This window comes from Mesorhizobium sp. B2-5-3, assembly GCF_006441005.1.
Classification (GTDB): Bacteria; Pseudomonadota; Alphaproteobacteria; order Rhizobiales; family Rhizobiaceae; genus Mesorhizobium.
In genome coordinates, this window is record NZ_VFUS01000001.1 from 768857 (window position 1) to 783307 (window position 14451).

Genomic DNA, 14451 nt, shown 5'->3' on the forward strand with positions numbered 1-14451 from the left:
GTCCTCGGATCAGCGCTGTTCCCGCACGCTCCGGAGGAAATGGATCATCGCGGCGTTGACCTCGTCCGGGCGTTCCTGCTGGGTCCAGTGCCCGCAGCCGGGCAGCATCAACTTGTCGCGGAGTTGCGGGACGAAATTTCCGAGATTGGCCAGCAGCTGATCCATTCCGGGGAAGGCGACAACCAGATCGCGGTCGCCTGCTATATAGAGGGCGGGGACCTTGATCCGCGCGCCCGCAAAGGGCGCCATCAGCTCCCAGTTCCGGTCGATGTTGCGGTACCAGTTGAGACCTCCGGCAAAACCGGTGCGCTGGAACTCGCCGGCGTAGAAATCGAGGTCGCCTTGGCTGAGCCAGGGCGGCAGGCCCGGCGGTGCCTCGACGGCTTGCAGGAAACCTCCATCATGTGGAACCATGCCGATTCCACCCGCGCTCGTGCCCGAGGCATCCCCCGATGCGGCGTAAAGCATGGCCCGCACCGTGGTCCGGGGGTCCCGCTCCAGCTCGGCTTCTGCAATGCCGGGTTGCTGGAAATAGAGCTGGTAGAATTGCGAGTCCGTCGTTCGCGGCATCACGCTGGTTGGGCGCACCTTGGCCCGCGGCCGGAACGGCACGCTGAGGCCGATGACGGCTTGGAATCGGTCCGGGCGCATCAGCGCCGCGTGCCAGGCGACGACGGCGCCCCAGTCGTGGCCGGCGATGATGGCGGTCGGCGCTTCGAGGGCGTCGAGAAGGCCCACCATGTCGCCGACCAGATGGAAGAGCGTATACTGTTCGACCGCCTCCGGCCGATCGCTCCTGCCATAGCCCCGCATGTCGGGGGCGACGGCGTGAAAGCCCGCCGCCGCGAGCGCACTCAATTGATGGCGCCACGAATACCAGGATTCGGGAAAGCCGTGGCACAAGAGCACCAAAGGGCCATCGCCCTGCTCCGCGACGTTGAGGCGGATGCCGTTGGTCTCGACCATTCGCTGTGTCGGTTCGCTCACGGCTGCTTCTCGTGCTCGTGTGTCAGCCTCAGTTTATTAATGGCTGGCGGCGGAGGCCGCAACGAGTGACTGTCTCAGGAACGATCAGGGCGATGAATGTCCAAAGCGGATGATCACCGCACTATTTCGCTCCGCGATAGATTTGACTGAAGAAGGCGACCAGCTCCTTGGTGAGGAACTCCGGGTGTTCGTCGGGCAGCCAGTGCCCGGTGTCCGGTGCGACACCGCCGCGCACGTTGATGCCGAGGTCCTTCGCCATGGCGAGTTCCGTCATGCCGTTGCTCTTGTCGCCGGCAAGCGCCAGGATAGGCATCGGCAGTCTGCGTTTCTCAAATTCGGCGAAACGGCGCTCGTCTTCGGGAAAGGCGCGATAGAGCTCGAAGCCGGCACGAAGCCCTCCTGGAGCGGCGTAGGCCCTGGCATAGACCGCTATGTCCTCGTCGGCGACGTGCCTGTAGGCGCGCTTCAGATAGAAATCCCGGATGAACGGGTATTCGTGGCCCGCGACCAACATTTCGGCGATGTCGCGCTGCTGGAACAGCCCGAAATGCCAAAGCTCCGGATCGGGCTTGTGCTTCGCCTCGTTCCATGCGGCGGTGGCCGGAATCGGCACGTCGAGCATCACCAAACTCGCGACCTCGTCCGGCCACTGCGCGGCGTAGGCATAGGCGACCATCACGCCGATGTCGCGCCCGACCAGATCGACCTTGGTCGCGCCGAGCCCGTGGACAAGGGCGCGAATATCGGCGGCCATAGTCGCTTTGTCATACCCGGCGAGTGGCTTGTCGGATTCTCCCGCACCGCGATAGTCGACGGCGACGACGCGGTAGCCGGCCTTCGCCAGCGACGGCATCACATTCCGCCATGTATACCAGGTCTGCGGCCAACCGTGCAGCAGTACCACGAGCGGGCCGGTGGCGCCGCCGCCGATGACATAGTGGAGCCGGGTACCGTTCGCGTCGATATAGCGGTGCTGGAATTGCGCCTCAAAGCCGGGTGGCAGGCCGGTTTGCTGCGTTTCAACAGAGGTTGCGTGCTGCTGTTCTTGCGCGGGTGCGGGGGCGCAGAGCGCGGCAAAGGTCAGCGCCATAGCTGTGACGAGGCACCGCATTCGAGTAGGTCCCTTTAACGTTTGCACGCAGTCCAGCCACGTTGGCCATGAACTCGACCGGCAGTTCATGAACGACGGCGGCGCCGTCTGTCTCGTTCAGCTTCGAGTCGATCCCAAGCTGCTCCAGCGCCGAAGCGATCCGATGCGTGCGCCCGTCGAACAGCTTTCCTGATCCGGCTCTTTCGCTGGATGAAATGATCCTGAATCTCCGGCGTGACCTTGTCCGTCAGCGGGCGTCGTCCGGCCAAACCCCCACGCGCGGGAAAGGTTCCCCCGTGAGCGCCAGGAGGCGTCGCCTGCTAACAGACAACGGTGCGACACTGTTCGTCAATTGGCGGCCTGCTGGTTGATTGTCTTGCAAAAAAGGGCGCGCCGGCGCGGTCGCAGCCATTCTCATTTCACCCTTTGCCGGAACCTGGAATGGCAGCGGTTGGCGAAGGTGATCTCCACGCGGTCGCCCTCGAAGGCTTCGATCAGCGGGCCCGGGCTCACACAGTTATAGGCGAGGATCGGCGTGTCGAGCCTCTCGGCGAACCTCGCGACGGCCGGCTCCGCCGCCAGCCTCGCCTTGAACAGGCCTGGCCGATCAGTTTCGTTGGCAAGCAGCGGCAGGTCGCGCAACGCCTGGCCGTCGGGCAGGGTAACAGCGTCTTGCCTCATCGCGGCCATGTCGTGGCCGGCATGGCCGCCCATATCCATGCCGGGCATCGACATGTCGTCCATCTTCGTCTGCGCCAGTGCGCGCGGGCTCGCCAGAACCGTCGCCAGGCCTGCCGCCAGAAAACCGCGTCGATGCATTTTTTGCTCCTTGCGCCCGATGGAAAGGCCTCGCCGGAAGACCTCGCTCCGACCCTAGAGGTTCCAGTAGCTGGAAGGTCAAGCGGGATCGAGCCGTCGGCGTATGAGAGGAACAGACGGGATCGTATCCGCCACGACCGCGTTCATCCGCAGGAGGGCACAACCTGCCGTTTTATCTGACGACGCAAAGAGGCCGAATCCATGCTTATCCAACCGATCGACTATTTTCTGGTCGCCTGGTTCATGCTCGCCCTGGCCTCGACGCTCTATGTCGGCGTTGACCAGTACCGCAACAATCCTGAGCCGGTGGTGATGAAATGGGGCTTCATCCTGGTGACGCTCTATATGGGCCCGCTCGGGCTGCTGCTTTACGTGCTCGCCGACAAGGAGCCGCGCCCGGGCGAGCATGAAGCCTTCACCAGTCCGCTCTGGAAGCAGGGCGTCGGCTCGACCATCCACTGTGTCGCCGGCGATGCGACGGGCATCATCCTTGCCGCGGTCGTCACCGCCACGCTCGGCCTGCCGATGTGGCTCGATCTCATCGTCGAGTATCTCGCCGGCTTCGCGTTCGGCCTTTTCATCTTCCAGTCGCTGTTCATGAAATCGATGATGGGCGGCAGCTATTGGGAAAACGTGCGCAAGAGCTTCCTGCCCGAGTTCATTTCGATGAACTTCATGATGGCCGGCATGGCGCCGGTCATGAGCTTCCTGATGATGGGCCGCGACATGCGCGCCATGGAGCCGACCGAGCTGCTGTTCTGGGGCGTGATGTCGCTCGGCGTCATCGCCGGTTTCGCGCTTGCCTACCCCGCCAATGTCTGGCTGGTTGCGCGCGAGTTGAAGCACGGCCTGATGACCGAGCGCCCGCCGGAGGCCGGGAAAGACAACCAGGAGCCCGCTGCCAGGAGGCAGCATGCGCAGACGCAAATGCGGCAGGCCGGTGGCCATGGTCATCGCGAGCATGGCCACGACACGGGTTCCCACAAAAGCAAGGGCGGCCATCAGACGCGGTCGGACGCGACCACGCCGCAGATCGCCGCGCTCGGCGTGGTGTCGCTGATTGCGCTTGGTGTTGGCATGGCCGCTCCGGCGAACTGGCTGAACCTCAGGCTTTCGGCCCGCGACGTCGGCGGGGTGATCATGCCGCAGGGCATGATCATGGACCGCGACACCCCGGCCGACGCCATGCGCGACATGGCGGCGGCCGATCCGCGCCTCGTCACCGCTTCATACGACCTCGCCACCAAGGGCGACCAGGATCTGCCGTTCCGAATGGAGAACGGCGTGAAGGTGTTCGAGCTGAAGCCCTCGGTGATCCGCTGGCAGATCCTGCCGGACGTCGCGGTCGATGCCTATGCCTATAACGGCCAGATTCCCGGCCCGCGCATCCACATCCGGCAGGGTGACCGCATCAGGGTCAACGTGACAAACGATCTGCCTGAGGAAACGACCGTGCACTGGCATGGCCTGATCCTGCCCAACCAGATGGACGGGCCGGCCGAGATCACGCAGGCCCCGATCGAGCCGGGGCAGACCTATTCTTACGAATTCACGGCCACCCAGCACGGCACCTATTTCTACCATCCGCACGCCAAGCCCGACCGCACCCAGGCACTCGGCCTCTATGGCGCCCTGATCATCGATCCCGCCAACCCCGCCGATGAGGTCGCCGCCGACCATGACTACGTCATCGAGTTGCAGGAATGGCTGGTGCGAGAGGGGCTGACCTATCCCTCGATGCCGATGGACGGCGGCATGCCGAACTTCTTCACCATCAACGGCAAGGCCTATCCCTCCACCGAGACGATCCGCATGAAGGTCGGCGAGACCCTGAAGGTTCGCTTCATCGGCACCAACAACGGCTTCATCCATCCGATGCACATTCATGGCGGACCATTCGAGGTCGTCGCGCGCGACGGCGAGACCATTCCCCCTTCGGCCCGCTTCCTCGCCGACACCATCAATGTCGGTCCGGGCCAGCGCTATGATGTCGTCTGGACGGCGCGGCGACCCGGCAAATGGCTCATCCACTGCCACATTCCGCACCACACGACGAACAACAATGTTGAGCAAAAGGGCGGCGGCGGGCTGATGGTCGTCATCGACGTCAGCTGACGCGGGAGCCGGAATTGGCGCTGTTGCGGCATCAGAGCCGCACATGGCCCGGTGACCGTTGCCGAGAGTTGGCCTCGACGCCCAGCGACGCAGGCAGCCTCGGAACACGGGCGGGCCCTGCACGTTGATCCCGAACCGCTCGTGGAGTGCACCATGCCAGATTGGATCGGGACTTGGCGAAACCAATACGGCTCGACCGTCATCATCGAGGACGATGCGGAAGGCGTCATCCGCGGCATGTTCAGGACGGCGTTGGAAGACAGCAGTTTCTTTGGTCAGGAACTTTCGATCCATGGCGCTGCTTGCGGCGACGTAATCGGCTTCACGGCTGCGGGACAGGGCAAGGCCGGGCCTGCGGCCGTGAGCTACACCGGTATTCTGAGGGAAAGTAAGCTCGAGATGCTTTGGCATACCGTTGCAGGGCAGACCCTTACCGCATCGGCGGAAGGGGCGCCTGCCAGGATGGTCAGAGTTGGGGCATGGCGCGCCTTCGGGACCAGCCTGGATGTGTTCGAGCGCGTGGAATGACCAACCCCTCGGGCCGGCGTGATCCCATGGGCGGCTACGGAAGGCCGCCGGGCCCGCATGGGATATGCGCGACTGAAAGTGGCTTGCCGATCCTGAGCGATTTCGGCGGCGTTGTGGTCGAGCCGACCGGAGGACGATGGGATGGCCGAAGAAGGCAACGACGCGCAGGTAGTCCTGCAGTGCATGACAACCGAGCACTTTGTGCTGCAGACCGCCCGCGCGGCCACGATTCAGGAGGCAAATCAGCGCGCCAATCTGTTCCTCACGTCGGTCTCAAGCGCGGCGATCGCGCTGTCATTCGTCGCGCAAGTCACGAAAATGGGTACGCCGTTCGTGCTGTTCAGCCTGATCTTGCTGCCCTGCGTTTTCTTCATCGGCCTGGTCACCTTCGTCCGCGCCGTGCAGGTCGCCATCGAGGACATGGTGCACGCCCGTGGAATGGCGCGGATCCGGCACTACTACGTCGAAGTCGCGCCCGCCATGCAAAGCTACCTCGTTCATTCCACGCATGACGATCGCTCGGCGGTGCTCGTGGACAAGGGGCTCAGCCCATCGCCGTTGCAGTATTTCATGACCACGGCCGGAATGGTGAGCGTGATCAGCAGCGCCATCGCAGGTGTCTTTACGGGCATAGCCGCCACAGCGGCAGCCGGCGCCGGAATGGCTCTCGGTGTGGCAGCCGGGATGCTCGCCTTCGCTGCAAGCGTGTTCGTGCTGCGCAGCTACCACCTGCGGGCTTGGGCGGCGGCCGAGCAAAGACTGACGGTTCTTTTCCCAGGCACGCGCGGGGAATGAAGCTCTGCGGAGCCAGGGATCGCTTGGCCGAGGTCCCATATGCCATGAATGCCTTGTGACATCTTCTATTGCCGCGGCCCAAAGCCTCTATATGGCCGTAGCGGAACAATGGAGGCCGTTTCCTGCATGCCGCTTTTGAACAGCGGAAGGGCATCGAGCACCGAGCGAACCTCTTCCTCCGTTTCGGCCTCCATGAGAAGACAAGCGCCGCCCATGTCGCCGCGGTTCCAGATTTGTCGCACGGTGCTCGCCATGAAAAGTCGGCGAACGCCTTCGGCTTCGGCTTCCAGTCTCTCGGGCGTGTAGTCCGCGTCGTTGAAGCTTTCCGTCCGCCGACGTGTCAAGACCATGAACTGCATGTTCTTTCTCCTGTTGATGAAGGTAAGGCTTTCCGGTTTGTCCCGGTGGGTGCTTGATGCCTGTCATGGTTATTTAGCGACCATCGGCTGGAACAGGGCGGAAAGGATCGGTTTTCCAGTCTCGGCCGGCAACGTCGGCGCGAGAAAGACCGATGTCTTGCAATTGCGAGTCCGTGAGTTCCATCAGCATGCGGCGGCTCCGGCGCCTTTCCATACCGGCTTCGACCCAGACCAAGATCGCCGCGACGCGCGCCATCAGAATCTGTAGAGCCTCGACTCCACGCCGCCGCGGTGCACTCCTTGTTTCGGCCCGCTCCAAGGCGGCGCCGTTGACGACTGCGTCCATCGCATTTCTCCTTTTTTCGCGACCGGTCGAACCCCGAGGCGAAGGCGGCGAATGAGCCCGCTGCTTTGGGGGTTCGGCGGCCGGAGCCGGTGTCTAACGGTTGCCGAAAAGGTCCCGGCGACGCTCGACCGCCTGATCCTGCGCGATGGCCGCATTGGAGCCCGCATTGAGCAGTTCGTAGGCTGCACTATGCGCGATCGAGGACGTGTGGGTGTTGTCGAGCTGTTCCCGGGCAATCGCATTGATGTCGGAACCGCCGACATTCGGGTTCTCGGCGAGTGCGGCGCCAGTGATGGCCAGGAACGCGGCGGTGGCAAGAGCGATCTTTTTCATGGAAATCTCCTAAGGTTGAGTTCTGGACTTGGGTTCAAGAACAGGTCCTTGCCTGTTCGCCAAGACGATGCATCTTGGGCCCACTCATGATAATCATCGAAGATTGGGAAGGATCATCCGCCAAGAGCGGATAATAGGATCATGAGCGGGTGCGCTGCCTCAGCGCTGACCCCTCCCGGATCGAGGATTTTGCCATGTCGGTGCTGGCAATCGCTCCGGCCCTTGCCCGCATGTGGCCGGCCAGAAGATCAGAAGGGACATCAGCCCGCCGACTTTCCGGCGCGGACGGTGGACTGCTGTTCAGTACTTCAATTCCATCCATCTGCGGTGTTCGGCAAAGCGCTCGGCCAACAGATCGATGAAAGTCCTGACCTTGGCCGAGACATGGTGACGATGCGGATAGAACGCGTTGATCGCGAACTCGACTCCTGAATATTCCTCCAGCACCCGGACAAGGCGCCCGGCGCTCAGGTCGTCGGCCACGAGGAAGGGCGGCGGTATGAACAGACCGCGGCCGTCGAGAGCAAGGCGTCTGAGCGTCTCCTGGCTGTTGGTCAATAAGTTGCCATCGACGCGGACGGAAACGGGCTCGCCGTCGGGGTCCTCGAAACGCCACTCGTTACCGAAAGGATATGACGCATGGCGCATGCAATTGTGGCGTGCGAGGTCATCGGGCCGACGCGGTGTTCCATGGCGTTCGAAATAGCCGGGCGAACCGCAGACGATGTTGCGCCATGAGGTCAGCCGCCGGACGATCAGGCTTGAATCGGGAAGCGGCAGCGAACGCACGTCAAGGTCGAAGCCCTCCTCCACCATGTCGACCATTCTTTCGCCGACGGTGAGATCGACCGAAACAGCCGGATAAAGGTTGACGAATTCGGAAACGATCGGCGCCAGAAAACGGATGACGCTCATGCTGGAATGAAGGCGAAGCGTGCCTTGCGGCGTCGCCTGAAGTGCTCCCGCGACGCGGTCCGCCTCCTCCAGATCGGCGAGGATCTGCGAGGAACGCTGATAGTAAGCCTGGCCGATCTCGGTCAGGCTCACCTTGCGGGTGGTGCGATTGAGAAGCCGAACGCCGAGCCTGTCCTCCAGCGCCTGGACGTGGTTGCTGACCATCGTCGTCGACATGTTGAGGCGTCGGGCCGCCGCGGAAAAGCCTCCGCATTCCACAACGCGGCCAAACACCGTCAAGCTCGTGAGCCTGTCCATTTCGATTATCCGCTCTTAATGGATGATCCTTCCGTTCTTTCCTCGATTATCACATCAAGATTGCCGTTGCATCGTCCTTGCACCAATCGGCCACTCGGCCCGACTGTGAGAGGAGATTACGATGACCGTAAGCGTCAACCCCGCCACCTTGGAATACCCGGTTGAGGTAAAACCCGCGCGGCGGTCCCGCAAGACGATGATCAAACGCACCGTTGTCGGGTTGGGTCTGGTGGCCGGCCTGACCGCGGCTGCGCTCTACGGCTATGACTATTGGACGGTCGGGCAGTATCTGCAATCGACCGACGATGCCTATGTCAAGGCCGACTATACGACTGTCGCGCCGAGGATCTCGGGCCACATCGCCGAGGTGCTGGTCGAGGACAACACTCACGTCAAGGCGGGCCAGGTTCTGGCCCGCATCGACGACCGCGACTTCAGGACCGCGCTCGACCAAGCGCAAGCCAATGTCGAAGCAGCCGAAGCGACGCTGCATCACCTCGACGCCCAGATCGGCCTGCAGCATTCGGTGGTCGAACAGCAAAAGGCCAACGTCGCCGCAACCGAGGCGAAGCTCAAATTCGCGCAGCAGGAGGGTGATCGCTATAAAACCTTGCTGAAAAGCGGCTACGGCACCAGCCAACGCGCCCAGCAGGCCGCGGCGTCCCTTGGCGAAAACGAAGCCCAACTGCAGAGGGATCGCGCCGCACTGGTTGCTGCCCGCAAAGCAATCGACGTGCTCACGACTGAGCGCGGCAAGGCGGAGGCCGAGCGCGACAGCAGCCAGGCCGCCCTGCGTCAGGCGAAACTCAATCTCTCCTACACCACGATCACGGCACCCGTCGACGGCACCGTCGGGGCCCGTTCGCTTCGCGTCGGCCAGTATGTGCAGGCCGGCACGCTGCTCATGGCGGTGGTGCCGCTGAATGCGGTCTATGTCGTAGCCAATTTCAAGGAAACACAGCTCACCCATGTGCAGAGCGGACAGCCGGTCGAGATCGCCGTCGACGGCTTTCCCGGCGTGGCACTCAAGGGCCGCGTCGACAGTGTGTCGCCGGCCAGCGGTCTCGAGTTCGCGCTGCTGCCCCCGGATAACGCCACCGGCAATTTCACCAAGATCGTGCAGCGCATCCCGGTGAAGATCGCGATCAACGACGGCAGGCTCGCCGGCAAGCTGCGCGCCGGCATGTCGGCCGAACCGACGATCGACACGAAGGCAACCATCCTGGCCGAACGGGGTGAACCGGACAGCGGCCGCCGGATCATCGCCGGCTGGTAACTCGTAGCGGCTGCGCGAGGTTCTCCGGGACCTCGCATGCTGGCAGCCGCGCCAATGTCTCACGCGCGCTTCGTCAAACAAGGAATTCAGCCGTGCCCGCAACCCTCACCACCAACCCCACGCCTGCGCCGATGGCAGCCAAAGCATCGAGCCTGGCGCCGACCGATGCCTCTTCCGCCTCGCTCAAGACCTGGATCGCCGTCATTGGCTCGACGCTCGGCGCCTTCATGGCGGTCCTCAACATCCAGATCGTCAACGCATCCCTCGCCGACATTCAGGGCGCCATCGGCGCCGGCATCGACGACGGCGGCTGGATATCGACCGCCTACCTGGTGGCCGAGATCGTCGTCATTCCTCTCACCGGCTGGCTGTCGCGGGTCTTTTCCATCCGCGTCTATCTTCTGGCCAATGCAATCCTGTTTCTCGCCTTCTCTGTTGCCTGCGCCTTCGCGCAAAACCTTCAGCAGATGATTGTTCTGCGTGCTTTGCAGGGCTTTTGCGGCGGCGTGCTGATCCCGGTCGCCTTCACCATCACCATAACCCTCCTGCCCAAGGCGAAGCAGCCGATCGGATTCGCCCTGTTCGCGCTGTCGGCGACCTTCGCACCGGCCATCGGACCGACAATCGGTGGCTATCTCACCGAGAACTGGGGCTGGCAGTTCATCTTCTATGTCAACTTGGTCCCCGGCGCGCTGATGGTCGGCATGCTGTGGATGTCGCTCGAAAGGGCGCCGATGCAGCTTTCGCTGCTGCGCCAGGGCGACTGGGCCGGGATCATCACCATGGCGATCGGGCTCGGCGCCTTGCAGACCGTGCTCGAGGAGGGCAACAAGGACGATTGGTTCGGCTCGCCGTTCATCGTGCGGCTGTCCTTGATCGCCCTCGTCGGCCTCTCGCTTTTCCTGTGGATCGAGTTGAGAAGCGAAAGGCCCTTGCTTAACCTCAGACTGTTCGCCCGCTGGAATTTCGGGTTCTCCATCCTGGCCAGCTTCCTGCTCGGAATTGCGCTCTACGGGGCGGTGTTCATCCTGCCCGTCTATCTCGCGCGCATCCAGGGTTACAACGCTCAGCAGATCGGCATGGTGCTGGCCTGGACAGGCCTGCCGCAACTGGTGCTGATCCCGCTGGTGCCGCAGTTGATGAAGCGTTTCGACATGCGCATTATCGTTGCCTTCGGCTTTGCGCTGTTCGCGGCGAGCAATTTCATGAACATCGAAATGACGGCGGCCTACGCGTCGGAGCAGTTCTTTTGGCCGAATGTCGTCCGAGCCGTCGGTCAGGCGCTGGTCATGGTACCCCTGGCTGCGGTCGCTACGGCCGGCATCCAGCAGGAGAATGCCGGCTCTGCCTCCGCATTGTTCAACATGATCCGGAATCTCGGCGGCGCCGTCGGGATCGCCATGCTGCAGACTTTTCTGACCAAGCGCGAGCAGTTCCACTCCAACGTGCTGGTGCGGTCGGTGTCGCTGTTCGAAGAGAGCACTCGCGCGCGCATCGAGCATCTGACCCGGTACTTCCTGGCGCATGGCGCCGGCGATCGCGCAGCCGCGATGCACAAGGCCGTCATCGCCATCGGACAGATGGTGCGCAAGCAGGCTTTCATCATGGCTTTCAGCGACGCGTTCCATCTGCTCGGAGCAGCCCTTGTCGTCGCGTTCTTCGCCACGCTGCTGTTGCGCAACCCGGGCCATATCGAGGCGGGTGGCGCGCACTGAAAGATCGGAAAGAAGAACTACAATGATTTCAATCCCGAACTACGCCAGCGCGGCCCCGGAATGTGAGTCTGTCACGTGCACCGCCAGGAAACTCAGCAAATTTCGAATGCTTGGCAGAGACTGTGCCGTTCCAAGTAGGGCACTTTAGCCCATAGTGCGATTTTGGCACCGGCTGCCGCCGTCTTGCCAAAACCGGCTGAATTCCGAAAATCAAGCCAGTGGCGTCGCGCTGGAAACGCCTGGAAGTCTATTGATTTCAATAGGATAAAATGGCGCGCCCGAAGAGATTCGAACTCCTGACCCCCAGATTCGTAGTCTGGTGCTCTATCCAGCTGAGCTACGGGCGCGCATCAGGTCATGCTTTCCATGACCCCGCGATCCGATCCTCGAGGACCGGCCGCGAATGTGTGCAGTTCCCTAGCGACTGAATTCGCGAAAAGCAAGCCGATCCGGCAAAAGTTTTGTCGTCGATGCGTCATCCGCTGGATCCGGCCGGAAATCGGGTTGTTCGAAGCGGCATTCAGGGCGAAGGGGGCCGGACCGGTTTGCGGGCGAAACAGCGCCCAAGCCTGTCAGGCCGGGCGGCGCAGCCCGTTGCGGGCCTGGTCGAGCCGCACCGGCTGGTCGGGAATGGTGACGGCGAAGGTGGTGCGCCCGCCGATCGATTCGACCAGCTCCACCGTGCCGCCATGCGCGCGGATCAGTTCATGCGCGATCGCCAGACCAAGCCCGGTGCCGCCGCTGCGCGCAGAGCCGCGGAACGCCGCGAACAGGTTCTCGCGCGCCTTCGGCGGAAGGCCGGGACCGGTGTCGGTCACGACGATGCGGCTGACGCTGCCCATGCGCTCGGCCGAAACCGCCAGCCGGCGCACCACGGCGCTCTCCGTGTCCGCCGCCATCGCCTGCACGGCGTTGCGGCACAGATTGGTGAGCACGCGGAACAACTGGTCGGAATCGGCGTCCACCTCGAACGCCTTTTCGACCGCGTTGATGAACTCGATGCCTTCCTCGATGTCGAGCAGGCCGTGCACGTCCTCGACCAGCTGGCGCAGCCGCACGCGCCGGCGCGAAGGCGGCGGCTCCTGCGTACGGCCGTAATGAAGCACGCCTTCCGAGTAGGAGACCGCACGGTCGAGCGCACGCAGGAGCTTCGGCGCGAAGGCCTGCACGGTCGGATCCTTGACCTGGCGCAGGCGGTCCGAAATTAGCTGCGCCGAGGCCAGGATGTTGCGCATGTCGTGGTTGATCTTCGACACGGCGAGGCCGAGGTCGGCCAGGTGCTTCTGCTCGGTCAGCATCTTCTGCAGCCGCTCCTGCATCTGCGACAGCTCGCGCTCGGCCACCCCGATCTCATCGGCGCGAGCGGCGGGATGAATGATCCGGCTGGGGTCGTCGGGGGCCTGCGAGAAGGACAGCATGGAGCGCGTCATGTTGCGGATCGGTCCGATCATGATCAGGTCGATCGCGGCATAGACCAGCATGGCCGTGAACAGCGAGATCAGCAGCGAGACGAAGGCGACGTTGCGCGAATAGATAAGCATCGCCTTGCGCAGGCTGTAGTCCGGCATGATCAGCTCGAACTCCTTGTCGCTGTCGCCGACCGGCCCGAAGACGCGCAGCATCCGGTTGCCGCCGAAAAACAGCGTGTCGAGCGCGCCGGTCATGCCCTTGACCATGCCGACGCTGGCGAGGTCGATGTGCTCGTCGACCTGCGGCGGCATATCGGCCACCACAAGCAGCCGCGACACGCCGCCGTCGCGCACCGCGATCGCCTTGGCGCCGATCGCCATAAGCACGTCGTTCTGCGCCGTGCGCGACAGCGAGGTCGGTTCGCCCTGCACCAGCACGATCGATACGGCCGCGGCGGTACTCAGCCGCTCCTTGAGCCAGGCCAGCCGGTAGCTGGCGATCCAGGGCAGGAAGATGAGCACCTCGGCCAAAAGCACGAAGACGATGGTCAACAGCAGCAGTTTTGTCGACAGGCCGCGCGACAAGGGTACGCTGCGGACGGCGGCTGGCGCTGGTCCTGTCCCTTCCTCGGCGTGCGTGGTTTCGCTCATGCGGTCCTGTCTTCACAATCGCTTGATCAGCCCAGATTAGGCGATTGCGGCTTTTTTGCCAATTTCCCCCTTGGTCGGAGAGATATAATTGCCGCCGAAAGTGCGCATCCCGGGCCCGGCGACACCGGCCCGGCACCGGCCCGGCACCGGATTGACTTCCAAAACCCTTCTTTCTATAAGCCCGCTCATGCTCGGGCCATTCGTCCCGGCGCGGTTTCGATCGCGCCAAAGCCGGCCCGGCAAAGCTCCTGTTACAGAGTGACAGAATCAAGAAGGGCCGCACCCCGCGGTATTAAAACAAATGAAGCGTACCTACCAACCGTCCAAACTCGTCCGCAAACGCCGGCACGGTTTCCGTGCCCGCATGGCCACCAAGGGTGGTCGCGGCGTCGTCGCAGCTCGCCGCAACCGCGGCCGCAAGCGGCTCAGCGCCTGAGCGAGACAAGATCGTTGCCCGCAACCGGCAAGCCAGTGGGACAAAATCCCAAGCGGCTTCTGAAACGCGCGGAATTCCTGGCCGTCCGCCGTGGTGAAAAACGTCGCGGGCCGTTTTTCCTCGTCGAGGTCCTCGACCGCGGCGACGGCGGCGCGCCGCGCGTCGGCTACACCGTCACCAAGAAGGTCGGCAACGCGGTCGTGCGTAACCGCGTCCGGCGGCGGCTGAAAGAGGCCGTGCGCACCCATGCGGCCGATGACATGATGCCCGGCAATGATTATGTCATCGTCGGGCGCGATGATGCGCTCCGCGCCCCGTTCGGCCAGTTGAAGGCCGAACTCTCCCGCCGACTTCGCGGAACACGATAGGCCAAGGGCTCT

At 63.3% G+C, this 14451-nt stretch carries 15 protein-coding genes and 1 tRNA gene; 7 read left to right on the top strand and 9 right to left on the bottom strand.

The features are described from left to right. Nucleotides 1–9: 9 nt before the first annotated feature. From FJ867_RS03960 to FJ867_RS03970, 3 genes are all read right to left on the bottom strand, one after another. Nucleotides 10–966 carry an alpha/beta hydrolase gene (locus FJ867_RS03960; protein ID WP_263496401.1) on the bottom strand — a complete coding sequence of 319 codons (957 nt, stop codon included), beginning with the start codon at nucleotides 964–966 and terminating at the stop codon, nucleotides 10–12. A gap of 142 nt (nucleotides 967–1108) precedes the next feature. Further along, on the bottom strand, nucleotides 1109–2098 hold the full coding sequence (locus FJ867_RS03965; RefSeq protein WP_210242304.1) for an alpha/beta hydrolase: 990 nt from the start codon (nucleotides 2096–2098) through the stop codon (nucleotides 1109–1111). A 393-nt stretch (nucleotides 2099–2491) separates the two neighbouring features. Continuing rightward, a complete protein-coding gene (locus FJ867_RS03970) occupies nucleotides 2492–2896 on the bottom strand; it encodes a hypothetical protein (protein WP_224680503.1) in 405 nt (134 codons plus the stop codon). Between the two features lie 201 nt (nucleotides 2897–3097). On the opposite strand from FJ867_RS03970, the gene FJ867_RS03975 reads away from it, so the two are divergent. The 3 genes from FJ867_RS03975 to FJ867_RS03985 all read left to right on the top strand — a co-directional run bounded on the left by FJ867_RS03975 (nucleotide 3098) and on the right by FJ867_RS03985 (nucleotide 6334). Further along, nucleotides 3098–5011 carry a DUF4396 domain-containing protein gene (locus FJ867_RS03975; protein ID WP_140816603.1) on the top strand — a complete coding sequence of 638 codons (1914 nt, stop codon included), beginning with the start codon at nucleotides 3098–3100 and terminating at the stop codon, nucleotides 5009–5011. Between the two features lie 153 nt (nucleotides 5012–5164). Continuing rightward, entirely contained in the window at nucleotides 5165–5539 is a 375-nt protein-coding gene (locus tag FJ867_RS03980; protein WP_140628607.1) for an avidin/streptavidin family protein, read from the top strand. Nucleotides 5540–5680: 141 nt separating this feature from the next. Next, the gene (locus FJ867_RS03985) at nucleotides 5681–6334 is read left to right on the top strand and encodes a hypothetical protein (RefSeq protein WP_140491514.1); all 654 of its coding nucleotides are present in this window, start codon (nucleotides 5681–5683) and stop codon (nucleotides 6332–6334) included. Nucleotides 6335–6399: 65 nt separating this feature from the next. Here FJ867_RS03985 and FJ867_RS03990 read toward each other — a convergent pair whose 3' ends face one another. The 4 genes from FJ867_RS03990 to FJ867_RS04005 all read right to left on the bottom strand — a co-directional run bounded on the left by FJ867_RS03990 (nucleotide 6400) and on the right by FJ867_RS04005 (nucleotide 8584). After that, entirely contained in the window at nucleotides 6400–6693 is a 294-nt protein-coding gene (locus tag FJ867_RS03990; protein ID WP_140662461.1) for a muconolactone Delta-isomerase family protein, read from the bottom strand. Between the two features lie 73 nt (nucleotides 6694–6766). Beyond that, nucleotides 6767–7039 carry a DUF1127 domain-containing protein gene (locus FJ867_RS03995; RefSeq protein ID WP_224519053.1) on the bottom strand — a complete coding sequence of 91 codons (273 nt, stop codon included), beginning with the start codon at nucleotides 7037–7039 and terminating at the stop codon, nucleotides 6767–6769. Between the two features lie 93 nt (nucleotides 7040–7132). Next, on the bottom strand, nucleotides 7133–7372 hold the full coding sequence (locus tag FJ867_RS04000) for a DUF680 domain-containing protein (protein ID WP_140554644.1): 240 nt from the start codon (nucleotides 7370–7372) through the stop codon (nucleotides 7133–7135). A gap of 300 nt (nucleotides 7373–7672) precedes the next feature. Continuing rightward, the gene (locus tag FJ867_RS04005) at nucleotides 7673–8584 is read right to left on the bottom strand and encodes a LysR family transcriptional regulator (RefSeq protein WP_140514286.1); all 912 of its coding nucleotides are present in this window, start codon (nucleotides 8582–8584) and stop codon (nucleotides 7673–7675) included. Nucleotides 8585–8705: 121 nt separating this feature from the next. Here FJ867_RS04005 and FJ867_RS04010 point away from each other — a divergent pair, with 121 nt between their 5' ends. Then, entirely contained in the window at nucleotides 8706–9860 is a 1155-nt protein-coding gene (locus FJ867_RS04010; RefSeq protein WP_140816605.1) for an HlyD family secretion protein, read from the top strand. Between the two features lie 131 nt (nucleotides 9861–9991). After that, nucleotides 9992–11575, top strand: coding sequence for an MDR family MFS transporter (locus tag FJ867_RS04015; protein WP_140816668.1), 1584 nt, complete (start codon nucleotides 9992–9994; stop codon nucleotides 11573–11575). 270 nt (nucleotides 11576–11845) lie between these two features. On the opposite strand, the gene FJ867_RS04020 is transcribed toward FJ867_RS04015, so the two are convergent. Together FJ867_RS04020 and FJ867_RS04025 are read right to left on the bottom strand one after the other, a co-directional pair. Continuing rightward, a tRNA-Arg gene (locus FJ867_RS04020) sits at nucleotides 11846–11922 on the bottom strand. 225 nt (nucleotides 11923–12147) lie between these two features. Next, nucleotides 12148–13635, bottom strand: coding sequence for a HAMP domain-containing sensor histidine kinase (locus FJ867_RS04025; RefSeq protein ID WP_140551653.1), 1488 nt, complete (start codon nucleotides 13633–13635; stop codon nucleotides 12148–12150). A 301-nt stretch (nucleotides 13636–13936) separates the two neighbouring features. On the opposite strand from FJ867_RS04025, the gene rpmH reads away from it, so the two are divergent. Further along, the gene (gene rpmH / locus FJ867_RS04035; RefSeq protein ID WP_008833937.1) at nucleotides 13937–14071 is read left to right on the top strand and encodes a 50S ribosomal protein L34; all 135 of its coding nucleotides are present in this window, start codon (nucleotides 13937–13939) and stop codon (nucleotides 14069–14071) included. 14 nt (nucleotides 14072–14085) lie between these two features. Further along, the gene (gene rnpA / locus FJ867_RS04040; protein ID WP_140816607.1) at nucleotides 14086–14439 is read left to right on the top strand and encodes a ribonuclease P protein component; all 354 of its coding nucleotides are present in this window, start codon (nucleotides 14086–14088) and stop codon (nucleotides 14437–14439) included. Nucleotides 14440–14451 lie beyond the last annotated feature (12 nt).

Bases quoted from the DNA above. Each gene is read 5' to 3' on its own strand.
- FJ867_RS03960 (WP_263496401.1), bottom strand. From the start codon at position 966: ATGGTCGAGACCAACGGCATCCGCCTCAACGTCGCGGAGCAGGGCGAT.
- FJ867_RS03965 (WP_210242304.1), bottom strand. From the start codon at position 2,098: ATGCGGTGCCTCGTCACAGCTATGGCGCTGACCTTTGCCGCGCTCTGC.
- FJ867_RS03970 (WP_224680503.1), bottom strand. From the start codon at position 2,896: ATGCATCGACGCGGTTTTCTGGCGGCAGGCCTGGCGACGGTTCTGGCG.
- FJ867_RS03975 (WP_140816603.1), top strand. From the start codon at position 3,098: ATGCTTATCCAACCGATCGACTATTTTCTGGTCGCCTGGTTCATGCTC.
- FJ867_RS03980 (WP_140628607.1), top strand. From the start codon at position 5,165: ATGCCAGATTGGATCGGGACTTGGCGAAACCAATACGGCTCGACCGTC.
- FJ867_RS03985 (WP_140491514.1), top strand. From the start codon at position 5,681: ATGGCCGAAGAAGGCAACGACGCGCAGGTAGTCCTGCAGTGCATGACA.
- FJ867_RS03990 (WP_140662461.1), bottom strand. From the start codon at position 6,693: ATGCAGTTCATGGTCTTGACACGTCGGCGGACGGAAAGCTTCAACGAC.
- FJ867_RS03995 (WP_224519053.1), bottom strand. From the start codon at position 7,039: ATGGACGCAGTCGTCAACGGCGCCGCCTTGGAGCGGGCCGAAACAAGG.
- FJ867_RS04000 (WP_140554644.1), bottom strand. From the start codon at position 7,372: ATGAAAAAGATCGCTCTTGCCACCGCCGCGTTCCTGGCCATCACTGGC.
- FJ867_RS04005 (WP_140514286.1), bottom strand. From the start codon at position 8,584: ATGGACAGGCTCACGAGCTTGACGGTGTTTGGCCGCGTTGTGGAATGC.
- FJ867_RS04010 (WP_140816605.1), top strand. From the start codon at position 8,706: ATGACCGTAAGCGTCAACCCCGCCACCTTGGAATACCCGGTTGAGGTA.
- FJ867_RS04015 (WP_140816668.1), top strand. From the start codon at position 9,992: ATGGCAGCCAAAGCATCGAGCCTGGCGCCGACCGATGCCTCTTCCGCC.
- FJ867_RS04025 (WP_140551653.1), bottom strand. From the start codon at position 13,635: ATGAGCGAAACCACGCACGCCGAGGAAGGGACAGGACCAGCGCCAGCC.
- rpmH (WP_008833937.1), top strand. From the start codon at position 13,937: ATGAAGCGTACCTACCAACCGTCCAAACTCGTCCGCAAACGCCGGCAC.